The following is a 12,315-nucleotide window of genomic DNA, read 5'->3' on the forward strand; positions in this document are numbered from 1 at the left end:
TATCGTCGTCGGGAGATTGAACGCTGGCGTCGGGCGGCCGCATCGGCGGCGTTCTGGCAAGGCATGATGGCGATGTGCGCCATGCCCTCATATGTAGCCAGAAGCTGTGCCACGGTTACTCATCCCTTCGAAACCAGCCGTGTCAATCGTTGGTCACTATAGTAGCCTAAAGTGACATCGATTCACGCGACGTTCTGTTATGTTGCGACTTTGTTACCACCCCGTACCCTGGCGCGCATCATCCGGCGCTCGAACAATCCTGCTCGCACGAAGGCCACATTAAGTGGCCTTCGGCTCGTGCGGAACTCGCGGCGGATGATGCGCGCCAGGGGACGGGCTACGGCAACGAATAGAAATTCCACGTACTACGCCTCTCCCCAAACATGTGCCGCGCCCCCTCCGCCCATATCGTCCCGCGCGCAGTTCGCGACAGCGCTGTTTGAGCACGGGATGATATGGGCGGAGGGGGCGCGTTCGCCTTGAAGTGATGAGGTGAAAAACTGTTCGAGCGCCGGATGATACGGTCCGAGACGCGGGGCGGCGAGCGCCTGTCTACTCTTTGAGATAACGCGAGAGGAACTCACGGGTACGTGCGTGGTGTGGCGCAGTGAAGATCTGCTCGGGGTCGCCCTGCTCGGCAATCACGCCCTTGTCCATGAAGACCACGCGGTCGGACACGGTGCGCGCAAACTCCATCTCATGCGTCACCACGACCATCGTCATACCGTCGCTGGCCAGGCCTCGCATGACTTCGAGCACCTCTCCGACAATCTGCGGGTCCAAGGCGCTGGTAGGCTCGTCGAACAGCATGATCTTGGGACGCATGCATAAGGCGCGGGCAATCGCCACGCGCTGCTTCTGGCCACCGGATAGCGTCGAGGGCGCAGCGTGGGCAAAATCCGCCAGACCCACCGAGCGCAAGTGCTCGAGAGCGACCGTCTCGGCCTCCCCCTTCGACATCTTCTTGCGCGTTACGGGAGCCAGCGTGCAGTTTGCCAGCACATCCATGTTGTTGAACAGGTTGAATCCCTGGAAAACCATGCCGATGTCCTCGCGTAGCGAGTTCACGTCCACGTGGTCGGCGGTGAGGTCGCTTCCTTGAAACCACACGTGTCCCGCGTCGGGCGTCTCGAGCAGGTTGATGCAGCGCAGAAGCGTCGACTTACCCGATCCGGAGGCACCGATGATCGTCACCACCTCGCCGGGTGCGACCTCCAGATTGACGTCGCGCAGGACTTCGAGGTCGCCGAAGGACTTGCGCAGGCCCTCGATACGCACCATGTAATCGCCGGCGGGAGCCGTAACGGCGGTGTTGTCGTTCATAGCCATGGTCTAGTGCTCCTCGACGTTGACGGGCTGATCGGAAGTGCTGCCAAGCTTCACCGACTTGACGTTGAGGCGGTTCGCCAGGCGACCAAGCAGCCACGAAGCGATCATGGTGAGGCACAGGTAGATCACGCTCGTCACGAGCGCCGCCTCGAACTTGGCATAGTAGATGCCGCCCACGGTGGTAGTTGCGAACATAAGGTCAAAGGTGCCAATGACGGAAAGGACCGACGAGTCCTTGATATTGATGACGAGCTCGTTGGAAAGACCGGGGATGGCGAATTTGACGCCCTGGGGGAACACGACCTTGCGCATGGCCTCCCACTGGGACAGGCCAAGCGAACGGGCCGCCTCGGTCTGACCGGTGTCAACCGACTCGATGCCGCCGCGTAGCACCTCCATCATATACGCCGTTGAGTTGAGGACGATGGTGACGAGACCGGCGGTAAACGTGCTCCAGATCGCGTTGATCTGCGTGGTGGTGAGGTCGGTCATCTTAAAAAGCGCGAACACGCCGAAGAAGATGATCATGGCCTGGACCATCATGGGCGTGCCGCGGACCACGGTGCTGTAAAGGCGCGCGAAACCGCTGCCCACGACTTTCCAAAAGCGAACGAAATCGTTGTCGGAACGGTCGATGACCTGGATGCGCAGGAACACCAAGAGCAGTGCGAGGAAAAACGCGATCACCGTGCCGAACACCGCGAGCGCGACGGTGGTCTTGAAGCCGGAGAAGAAGATGGCGCGACTGTTGTAGAGCATATAGAGCATGCTCTCGAGCGTGGAGGCGGGACGCGTCTCGGCCGTAACCGCGACCTGCCAAGCAGATGCGATCCCCATGCCAAGGCGGTCGAGCGCGAGTACGGCAGTGATACCGCACACCGCATACGATCCGTAGCGCAACGCGCGCGCAACGGTAGGTTGGGTAAAGGGCGACACCTGCGCGTACGTCTTCCACCGAGCGAGCTTGAACGCCAAGGCCACGGCGGCAAGCACGAGCCAAGCAACGAGCAGGTAGTACAAGACGACCTCAAGCGCATACGCACCGGCAAGGAAACTCAGTGCGGGGCGCGGCTGGCTGGACAGGCTCATGCCCATCGCCGCAATCACACTCGTTCCCAACAACACGTAGCGATGATCATCCAAAACAAACGAGGCCAAGCGACCAAGCGGGCGAGCACCCGCCGATGCGGTGGTCATGGATCGACTCCTTTAATTGAATAATAGCGATACGGCCACCGATCGTGAGATGGCGGCCCAGCAAGATGTATAAAGCCCGAGCGCGAACATATTCTCGTAGGGCGTTTTGTGGAGCGAAGCGCAACCACGCCCGAAGAGATTATGTCCGCGCTCGGGCGGTTTGGATACGTTATGCAGGCTGACGATCCATGCAGGCGGACCACATGTCCTGACGCTCCTCGTCATCGATGCCCGCGATGATCTCGTTGATCTGGTCGAGGACGGCCTTGTTCTCATTGGCCACCGCGGCGTTATCGGGCATGAGGGAATCCTCGAAGGAGTCCTCCATGTCGAGCACCACGAGCTCCGGATAGACCTCGAGCAGCTTGGGGGCGGAGAGCATGGAATAGGTGATGATGTCGCACGTACCGTTCATCAGGTTCTCGACGACCATGGGCTGCGTCTCAGCAGGCGTCATATGGTTGACGTCAGGAATCTGCTCGATCACGTCGTCGTACATGGTCGCCGCCTGGCCGAGAATCGAGGCGCCCGCAAGCTCGGCAAACGTCGTGGCACCGGCGTAGGCCGAATCGTTCTTGCAAATCATGATGATGTCGTCATCGACATAGGAGTCGGAGAACGCGGCGGCGTCCTCGCGCTCGGGCGTGACGGACATACCGGCGCACACGATATCGATCTGACCGTTGTTGAGCGCGTCGATCAGCGAGCCGAACTCGAGCTTGACCGCGACGGGCTCCATACCCAGGCCCTCGGCGATCATCTTGGCAACTTGGACGTCATAGCCGTCGGCGTAAGCACCCGAGACGTTCTCGATTGGAATGGTGTACTCAGACTCCTCGGAGACCTGCCAGTTATACGGGGCGTATGCGGCCTCCATACCAACACGCAGCGTCTTGCCATCGCCCAGCTGAGCCGCCGATGCGGAAGCGTCGGTGCTACCGCTCTGTCCTGCATCCTGGGCAGCGGGGCCGCAGCCCGCAAGGAACATCATGCCTCCCACGCTCATAGCCGTTATGCCGGAGAGCTTAAGGAACTCCCTGCGCGAACGCATAGCGGGTTGGATAGATACGTCAACAGTCTCACGAGTCATGATGAACCTCCAATGTTTGTCTGAGACCCCTTCCGCACGACGCAACCAGAGGGGGCCCATCCCCCTCTCCCTTGCAACTTAATGCGTGAAAGTTCCGCGTGCTGTAGGGCAGGATACTCCGTTTTGGTGGAGCATAATCAGGAGGTATACCAAGAAATAGATTAGTTACATTTCTTATACATGCACATGCATAGAATTTCAGCGGGCAGAGAAATCGAGCGCGGTAACCGCTTTTGTACCGATGTGCGGCACTCAGGCTATACAATACCTGCGAACATCAAGGCGCGCGCCGCCCAAACCGGAAAGGATCACATGCTTCCCTCGTACCTCGCCGATACCGACCTCTCCTCGATCAGACTCGTCGCCACCGACATGGACCTCACCCTGCTCGCCGATGACAAATCCATGCCCGAGGGCGTTGACGAACGCATTGACGCACTCGCGCGACGCGGCGTCGTGTTCTGCGCGGCGAGCGGCAGGCCCGCGCTCGCCCTGCGCGAATCCTTCCCGGCCCATCACCAAGATATGGCGCTCGTCGCCGACAACGGGGCATCCGTCTACCTGCGCGATGAGCTCATCTACCGCGACCTCATCGATCACGACCTGTACCGCGAGGTCCTCACGCGTTGCGTCGAATCGGGGTGCGGCGTCCCCGTGCTCTGCGCCTTCGACGTCGCGTACGCGCTTGAGCGCGACCGTGTGCACCATGACGTGGTGAGCATCTACTACCGCAATATCATCTACATCGACACCTTCGAGGAAATCGATGTCGACTCGAATAAGATCTCGATATACTTCCCCAACTGGGACAGCAAGCGCAATTTCGATGAGGTGTATGGGCCGGAATTCGGAGAGCGCCTGTACGTCACGTGCGCCGGTGATGAATGGCTCGATTTCATGAACCTCGGTATCGACAAGGGGTCGGGCATTCGCCATCTGGCGGAACATCTGGGCATCAAGCTCACCGATATCGCCGCCTTCGGCGACACCTATAACGACATCCCCATGCTCGACATCATAGGCCACAGCTACGTGATGGCCAATGCCGCCGAGCACATGCATGCCCACGGCAAGTTCCTCGCCCCGAGCAACAACGAGGCGGGCGTGCTCACCGTCATCGACCGCATCATCGAGGCGATGGCATAAAGCCCCATCACGATCGACTCGCAAACCAAAACCGCGAAGCCCATCACCAGCGACATGCAGTCGATTAAAAATCGAGTTTCGCACCGCTGATGATGCGGAATGATCAGAAGCCAGAGGCCCAGCACCAGCCTCCACGCCCCTTCTTCCATCTACCAACGCACGGCCAGCGAGACTCTGCCGCGAATCGGACGAAAATGTAACGAATTCTCGAAGGGGTCGAGTAGACGGGGGTTTTGGCCTCCTGCCAACTGGGGTTTTACCATCCAGACCGGCCGTCTACTCGGGGCGTCTCGAAACTCGTTACAAAATCGAGCGATTCGCGGTAACTCGGCGGGAAAACCGCGATATCGCAAAGAGCTACTTCGCCTCTGCCCAGGTCTCGCCGATGCTGGCGTCCGCGATGAGGGGCACGCGGAGCTGAGCCACGCCCTCCATTTCCTCGCGCACCATGGCCACGAGCGCGTCGACCTCGGATGCCGGGCACTCGAAGTCCAACTCGTCATGCACCTGCAGAATCATCTTGGCGGCAAAGCCCTCGGCACGCAGTCGCTCGGACACGCGCACCATGGCGATCTTGATGATGTCTGCAGCGGAGCCCTGCATCGGATGATTCATCGCCGTGCGTTCGCCGAACATGCGCTGCGCGGGCACGCGCAACTCAGGGATGGGGCGGCGGCGCCCGTACATGGTCTCGGCATATCCGGTCTGCTTCGCGAAGGCCACCGTCTCATCCAGGTATGTGCGCACGCCCGGGTACGCGCGGAAGTAGGCGTCGATCATCTCACGGGCCTCCGCCATGGGGATATCGAGCGTCTGCGACAGACCGTATGCCTGCTGGCCGTACACGATGCCGAAGTTCACCGCCTTGGCGCGGCTGCGCAGCTGCGGGGTCACCTCGTCAACCGCGACACCGAACACGCGCGCGGCGGTCTCGGCATGGAAGTCCTCGCCCTCGTTGAAGGCACTCACCAGATGCTCGTCGCCCGAGAGGTGCGCCAGCAGCCTCAGCTCGATCTGCGAGTAGTCGATGGCCACAAAGACCGAGCCCTCCTCCACCGAGAACGCCTTTTTGACCGCATGGCCCAGCTCGGAGCGAGTGGGGATGTTCTGCAGGTTGGGATTGGAGCTCGATAGGCGGCCCGTCGCGGTGATGGTCTGGTTGTAGGTTGTGTGTACGCGGCCGTCGTTGCGGCGCTGGCCGCCGAGGGTGTCCAGGTACGTCGACTTGATCTTGGTCTTCTCGCGGTACTCAAGGATGAGGCGGACGATCTCGTGGTCCTTCGCGAGATCCTCGAGGACCTTGGCGTTGGTGGAGTAGTAGCCGCGCTGGGTTTTCTTGAGGCCAGCCGTGGGCAAGCCGAGCTTGTCGAAGAGAATGCGGGAGAGCTGCATAGGGCTCGAGAGATTGAACTCCTCGCCACCCGCAAGCTCGCGAATGCGAAGCTCGAGCGACTGGATTTGACCAACGAGTTCCTCGGACTGCGCCGCCAATCGTGCGGGGTCGACGTACATGCCCGCGCGCTCCATGGACGCAAGCACGCGCACGAGCGGCATCTCGATCTTGGTGAAAATGTCCTCCGCGCCCTGAGCCCCAAGCGCGGCGGCGAGCGGCTCACGCAGGATGCGGGCGAGCCAGGCGGATCGAGCAGAGGCGCTCACGGCATCCGCCGGCGCGCCCGCCTCCCCCGCCGCGGGTGGCAACGAGGCATGCAGGTACGTCTCGGCAAGATAGGAATCGGCAAAATCCGAACGCACGGAATCGAGCAGGTACGCGGCAACCACCGTGTCAAATAACCGCGAAGAGTCAACCAACAGCGGGTCCAGGAGCTCCGTCTCACTCGAATCGACGGGCGAGAGCTCGTGGAGCAACGCCTTAACGTCGCAAGAGATCACGCGCCCCTCGCTCAGGATATGATGCAGCACCCCAGGAATGACCCCCGCCGAGAGGTCAAGGTCGATCGTGGATATCGCACAGGGGCCGAGCGGTTCCTCGAATGACAGCAGGGCGCGGTCGGTGGCGACCCACAGGCGACGCGTCATGCCGAAGAGCGCTCCATCTTCCTTGTCATCCTCCATGGCGACACCCAGCCACTCGTCCGCATCGAGGGCACGACAGAGCTCGTCGAAGCACGCGTTCATCTCCTCAGATGCGGCCCGCTCTTCCTCATCGCCCTTCTGGGCCGCAGAGGCGTCGAGGGCAACACGCAGCACCTCGGGCATCTCCAGGCTCGTAGCCACAGGAGCCGAAGCGGCGCCTTCCCCGAGCAGCGCGAGGAAGCGGTTCTGCATCGCCATGATGCCGAGCTCACCCAGGGCGGCAGAAACGGACGACGCGTCGAACGCCGGGAACGCCACCTCGGTCAGGTCGCACTCGATGGGCGCGTCCGTCATGATCGTGGCGATCTTGCGGGAGATGAGCGCGTCATCGATGTGCGCGCGCAGGTTCTCGCCCATCTTGCCCTTGACCTCGTCGGCATGGGCAATAACCTCGTCCAAGCTGCCGTACCGGGCGATCAATGCGCTCGCCTTTTTGGGGCCGATGCCCGGCACGCCGGGAATGTTATCGGAAGAGTCGCCCTTGAGACCGTAGAAATCGGGTACGAGATTGGGCGTGATGCCATGGTAGAGGTCGTCCACGCTCTCGGGTGTCATGATGGCGATGTCGGAAAGGCCCTTGCGCGTGGAGACCACATGCACATGTTCTGTAACAAGTTGATACATATCGCGGTCACCGGTGACGAGATACATATCGCACTCCGCCTCTTCACCGCGGCGGGCGAGCGTACCCAGAATATCGTCGCCCTCCCAGCCTTCGAGCTCGATCACGGGGATCGAGAGGTTCTTCAGCAGTTCTTTGATCATGGGGAATTGGCTGCGAAGATTCGGATCCATGGGTGGACGCTGGGCCTTGTACTGGGGCAGCATCTCCATGCGGACCTTCGGACGGCCCTTGTCGAACGCGCAGACCACGCCGTCGGGCGAGAACTCGTCGACCATCTTAAGGAACATGTTGAGGAAGCCGAATACTGCGTTGGTGGGGCGGCCGTCCGGCGCGTTCATGGTGGGGGGCACAGCATGGAAGGCGCGGTGCATGAGCGAGTTGCCATCGATGACGGCGATGACGCGTCGGGCACGGGCAGGCGTGAAATCAGGCATGGAGGACCTCTCTCGTCCGTTTTCTCTCGCAAACCAGTCTACCCCACCGCCCGGACAAGTAGGCGCAGGCCGATAGATGGCAGTAGGCCCCGGAAGGACATCCCTCACTAATCATTCCACAGGATTTGCGCAAAGCGCAGATCCGAGGGCGTTTGGGGAGGGATGTCTTTCCGGGGCCGACCGAGCACGTCCGCTCGGCAAACCCTAGTTGAACTTGAAGATCTTAGACGCAAGATGGTACATACCGATGGTGGTCTTCTCTCCCAGCTTGCCCGGCAGGTTCGTGCCCCAGCCAATCACGCCGTGGCGCGCCTTGCGGTACATCTTCTCGTCATACGTGCGCAGATCGTTCCATAGGGCAGCAAGCTCATCATCGATGCCCGGCTTGTCGGAAAGCTTGGTGAACACCGAGCAGATGGCCATCATCATGGTGAAGTAACCCATCATGTAGGAGCGCAATTTCTCCTGTTCGACGTCCTCGTACAGGTGGTAGGACTCCATCATGATGCGCGTAATGCGGAACTGCTGGTCCAGGCGCTTGACCATAGTGGCCTCGTTTACGCTCTGACCCTCACGACCAATGAAGTAACGATACAGGTCGATGTCGGCGTAATAGAGAGTCTTGCAGTTGGGCAACGGCACGTACGCGTAGATATTGTCCACGTAGAAGGTGTGCGGTGGCATGGGGAGGTCGTGCCCGCGCAAGACATCCGTGCGGTAGCACAAAGAGTGCATGAGCAGGTTCTGATCGGGGCGGAAGCGCCCGATCTCCTCCCAGGAAAAGACCTTTTTGCGCGGCAACGCCATGCGATAGCTGATCGTGGTGTGCGTGCCCTCGTGAACCTTCTCGTACACGTAGTTCGAGATGAACAGGTCAACGCGCAGGTTACGCTCCTCAAATCCGCGAAGAATGGTGAGCATGGTGGAAAGCGCGGCGGCGTCGAGCCAGTCGTCGGAATCGACGACCTTGTAGTACGTACCCTGGGCTTCGCGCAGGCCGGCACGCACAGCCATGCCATGGCCGCCGTTCTCCTGATGCACCACGCGGACAATGCCCGGATACCGCGCCTCCCATTCATCTGCCTTGGCGCCCGTTTCGTCCTCCGAGCCGTCATCGACGATGATGATCTCGATGTCGGACGCGAACTTGGATCCCTCGAGGATTGAGGTGATGCAGTGATCCATATCCTTAGCGGCATTGTAACTGGGGATGCCAAAAGAGAGCACCTTGTGGCCCTCCCCCGCCGGCGTCACAGAAATCGTCCTGATGGGAAACGCGACGCGGGCAGCCTCGATATCGTAAGCAGTCGCAACGCAGTTCTGTTCGGTATTAGGCATGGCAGGCGATGATCTCGTCGGAGAGGTTAAGGGCGGAAGCGGTCACGGCATCCATATCGTAGTAACGATACTCGGCAAGACGGCCGACCGGGTGGAAATTCGTGATGTGCTGCACGCGCTCGAGATACCGCTCGTAGAGCTTGCGGTTGTCGGGGTCGAGAATCGCGTAGTACGGGGTCTGGCCGCTACCCGGCTCGTAAGCGTGGCTGTACTCCTTCATGATGGTGGTCTTGCCTTCGACCTCTTGCCCTGTCATGTTCTTGAACTCGGTGATACGCGTGAAGTCCTCGGACACCGTGTAGTTAACCGTGCCAACCGGCTGGAAGCGATCCATGTCGAGGGTCTCGAACTTCATGTCGAGCGTACGGTACGGCAGAGCGCCCAGATCAAGGTTGAACAGCTCATCAAGCGGACCGGTGTAGATGACCTCGCCACCGTAGACGTTGCCGCGAACCTTAACCGTGGTCTCGTCGAGCTCGAAGATGTCGCGTGCGTCGACACCACAGAACACATCGATGCAATCATGGTCGAGCATGTTCTCGAACAGGGCGGTGTAGCCTTCCGCGGGCATACCCTGGAAGGGGGCCTGGGGGAAGTAACGGTCATCGTCACCCACGAACACGGGGACGCGCGCAGTGACGGACGGATCGATCTCGTCGGGCGTCTGACCCCACTGCTTCATCGTGTAGTGCAGGAATACGTTCTCGTACACGTAGTCGGCGACCTCGGCCAGGTCCGGGTCGTTTTTCTCGCGAAGCTTCAGGATCGGAACCTTCACATCCTTGCCGAACGTGTCGACGAGCTTGTTGTAGAGCTCCTCACCGCGCTGATCGCCAAAAGCGAGCAACAGGCTCTTGTGGTTGAAGGGCACCGGCATGAACGTGCCGTGAACGTTGGCGAGCACTTTGTGCTGATAATCGGTCCACTCGGTGAAGCGGGAGAGGAAATTGTGCACGTTCTCGTTGAACGTATGGTAGATATGCGGGCCGTACATATGCACCAGAATCCCGGCCTCGTCGTAATAGTCATACGCGTTGCCGGCGATATGGTCGCGACGCTCCAAGACGGCGACGCGGAATCCGACGGTCTCGGCGAGGCGACGGGCGCACACGGCGCCGGCGTATCCCGCGCCGACGACGATCATGTCGTACGCGTTCGGGTTGAAGTCCTCCGGGAGACCGAAAGTGATCTGCATGACAGCTCCTTGCAGGCGGTGGCGACATCTCTTCCCATGAAGCGACGAGCGGGGTCGCCATGGCCCGCATATCGCGTTTTCATCCAAATGATTATAGCGGTCGAGTCATATAATTACCTCTGTCACACCAATAATGCTCATCGCGCGCAGCGGCACGCGATGAGCGATTCATTCTGAGGAGCGTACATGAGCGATTTCCTGAGCCGCATGAAAGCCACCGCCAAGGCGGATAAAAAGACCGTCGTCCTGCCCGAGGGCGAAGATCAGCGCACCATCGACGCAGCGAAGATCATCGTCGAGGAGGATCTCGCCAACCTGGTCATCTTGGGTGACCCCGATAAGATCGACGTCCCCGGCGTCACCGTGATCGACCCCAAGTGCGGCCCCAAGCACGAAGAGTACGCCCAGAAGTTCGCCGAGCTCCGCGCAAAGAAGGGCGTGACCATCGAACAGGCCCGCGCCCAAATGAACGACGCCACCTATTACGGCACCATGATGGTCAAGATGGGAGATGCAGACGGCCTCGTGTCCGGCGCCTGCCACTCCACCGCCGACACGCTGCGCCCCGCCCTGCAGATCCTCAAGACCGCCCCGGGCACCAAGCTCGTCTCCGCATTCTTCATCATGTGCACCCAGACCCCGCAGTTCGGCACCGACGGCACGCTGATCTTCGCCGACTGCGGCCTGAACATCAACCCCACCTCCGACGAGCTCTCCGAGATCGCCATCGCGTCCGCCAAGAGCTGGCAGACCTTCATGGGAGGTGCCGAGCCGCACGTGGCGCTACTCTCCTACTCCACCATGGGATCGGCTGGCGGCGAGGTCGCCAAGAAGGTCCAGGAGGCTGTGGCGTTCTGCAAGGACAAGGCTCCCGAGCTCGCCATCGACGGCGACCTTCAGCTCGATGCCGCCATCGTGCCCACCGTGGCGCAACTCAAGGCCCCGGGCTCCCCGGTCGCCGGCAAGGCGAACGTACTCGTGTTCCCCGACCTCGAGGCCGGCAACATCGGCTACAAGCTCGTGCAGCGTTTCGCCGGTGCGGATGCCTACGGCCCGATCCTGCAGGGCATCGCCAAACCGGTGAACGACCTGTCGCGCGGCTGCTCGGCCGAGGACATCGTGGGCGTGGTGGCCATCACGGCCGTTCAGGCTCAGATGGCCGAGTAAGCCTCCGATTCATCGCACGTGGCCATGGGGCCGGGCGTTGCTTTGGCAGCGCCCGGCCCTTTCCCTATCAAAACGCAAGGTGCGGCCGAAACGACTACGGTTGCCCGCCAAAGGGTACAGATGTCATAACGGATGCCAAGGCGAGAGAAAGGGGCACCCATGTTGTTCAAGAACGTTTTGGTTCCCTTCGATGAGTCCGAGCACGCGCAGGCGGCGCTCCATCTTGCCATCGACTTCGTGGGGGACGACCCCACGGCGACGATCCATATCGTCACGGTCGTATCGAACGATATCATGCCGCCCTCGATGATCTCCGCCGCTGGTGCCTTTGGAGAGGTCCCCATCGACTACACGAGCTACGAGTCACTCCTCACCTCGATCGCCGAGCGCTCTGACCGCGAGCTGCGCGACAGCATCGGCAGCATCCTTGGCAAGGACCTAGATGCCATCAAGGCCAAGGTCGTCATTGATACGCGCCTGGCACCCTCCCCTGTGGACGGGATCACCAACTACGCCGCCGACCATCGCTGCGACCTCATCATCATGGGCCGGCGCGGCTTGGGCGCCCTGCGCGGCATGCTCGGCAGCGTGAGTTACGGCGTTCTGCGTTCGTCCGAGATTCCCGTCCTCACGGTCAAGTAGTCCCCAACTGAAAGCGGCCCCTCATGTGAGGGGCCGCTTCGCGTGATGCTCTGGT

Annotated in this window: 9 protein-coding genes; 3 read left to right on the forward strand and 6 right to left on the reverse strand. The window is 60.9% G+C overall.

The window, feature by feature from the left end; translation table 11 throughout:
- Positions 1–552: 552 nt before the first annotated feature.
- From DWV48_RS04040 to DWV48_RS04050, 3 genes are all read right to left on the reverse strand, one after another.
- Complete coding sequence (locus tag DWV48_RS04040) at positions 553–1,329, reverse strand: amino acid ABC transporter ATP-binding protein (protein WP_294122561.1); 777 nt, start codon at positions 1,327–1,329, stop codon at positions 553–555.
- Positions 1,330–1,332: 3 nt separating this feature from the next.
- The gene (locus DWV48_RS04045; protein ID WP_199588893.1) at positions 1,333–2,526 is read right to left on the reverse strand and encodes an amino acid ABC transporter permease; all 1,194 of its coding nucleotides are present in this window, start codon (positions 2,524–2,526) and stop codon (positions 1,333–1,335) included.
- 169 nt (positions 2,527–2,695) lie between these two features.
- Positions 2,696–3,577: a transporter substrate-binding domain-containing protein gene (locus DWV48_RS04050; RefSeq protein WP_199588897.1), complete on the reverse strand. Its 882-nt coding sequence runs from the start codon at positions 3,575–3,577 to the stop codon at positions 2,696–2,698.
- 351 nt (positions 3,578–3,928) lie between these two features.
- Here DWV48_RS04050 and DWV48_RS04055 point away from each other — a divergent pair, with 351 nt between their 5' ends.
- Complete coding sequence (locus DWV48_RS04055) at positions 3,929–4,762, forward strand: HAD family hydrolase (RefSeq protein WP_118653563.1); 834 nt, start codon at positions 3,929–3,931, stop codon at positions 4,760–4,762.
- 357 nt (positions 4,763–5,119) lie between these two features.
- Here DWV48_RS04055 and polA read toward each other — a convergent pair whose 3' ends face one another.
- From polA to glf, 3 genes are all read right to left on the reverse strand, one after another.
- Complete coding sequence (polA, locus tag DWV48_RS04060; protein WP_118653564.1) at positions 5,120–7,918, reverse strand: DNA polymerase I; 2,799 nt, start codon at positions 7,916–7,918, stop codon at positions 5,120–5,122.
- 204 nt (positions 7,919–8,122) lie between these two features.
- A complete protein-coding gene (locus DWV48_RS04065; RefSeq protein WP_118653565.1) occupies positions 8,123–9,256 on the reverse strand; it encodes a glycosyltransferase family 2 protein in 1,134 nt (377 codons plus the stop codon).
- Positions 9,249–10,451, reverse strand: coding sequence for a UDP-galactopyranose mutase (gene glf, locus DWV48_RS04070; protein ID WP_118653566.1), 1,203 nt, complete (start codon positions 10,449–10,451; stop codon positions 9,249–9,251). Before glf ends, DWV48_RS04065 begins: the two co-directional genes overlap by 8 nt.
- Positions 10,452–10,637: 186 nt before the next feature.
- On the opposite strand from glf, the gene pta reads away from it, so the two are divergent.
- The gene (gene pta, locus DWV48_RS04075) at positions 10,638–11,618 is read left to right on the forward strand and encodes a phosphate acetyltransferase (protein WP_118653567.1); all 981 of its coding nucleotides are present in this window, start codon (positions 10,638–10,640) and stop codon (positions 11,616–11,618) included.
- 159 nt (positions 11,619–11,777) lie between these two features.
- On the forward strand, positions 11,778–12,260 hold the full coding sequence (locus DWV48_RS04080) for a universal stress protein (RefSeq protein WP_118653568.1): 483 nt from the start codon (positions 11,778–11,780) through the stop codon (positions 12,258–12,260).
- The last annotated feature ends 55 nt before the right edge of the window (positions 12,261–12,315 follow it).

The sequence above is a fragment of the Collinsella sp. AF08-23 genome (assembly GCF_003479805.1).
In the GTDB taxonomy this organism is placed as follows: Bacteria; Actinomycetota; Coriobacteriia; order Coriobacteriales; family Coriobacteriaceae; genus Collinsella.

Coding starts and splice junctions, on each gene's coding strand:
- DWV48_RS04040 (WP_294122561.1), bottom strand. CDS start 1,329: ATGGCTATGAACGACAACACCGCCGTTACGGCTCCCGCCGGCGATTAC.
- DWV48_RS04045 (WP_199588893.1), bottom strand. CDS start 2,526: ATGACCACCGCATCGGCGGGTGCTCGCCCGCTTGGTCGCTTGGCCTCG.
- DWV48_RS04050 (WP_199588897.1), bottom strand. CDS start 3,577: ATGCGTTCGCGCAGGGAGTTCCTTAAGCTCTCCGGCATAACGGCTATG.
- DWV48_RS04055 (WP_118653563.1), top strand. CDS start 3,929: ATGCTTCCCTCGTACCTCGCCGATACCGACCTCTCCTCGATCAGACTC.
- polA (WP_118653564.1), bottom strand. CDS start 7,918: ATGCCTGATTTCACGCCTGCCCGTGCCCGACGCGTCATCGCCGTCATC.
- DWV48_RS04065 (WP_118653565.1), bottom strand. CDS start 9,256: ATGCCTAATACCGAACAGAACTGCGTTGCGACTGCTTACGATATCGAG.
- glf (WP_118653566.1), bottom strand. CDS start 10,451: ATGCAGATCACTTTCGGTCTCCCGGAGGACTTCAACCCGAACGCGTAC.
- pta (WP_118653567.1), top strand. CDS start 10,638: ATGAGCGATTTCCTGAGCCGCATGAAAGCCACCGCCAAGGCGGATAAA.
- DWV48_RS04080 (WP_118653568.1), top strand. CDS start 11,778: ATGTTGTTCAAGAACGTTTTGGTTCCCTTCGATGAGTCCGAGCACGCG.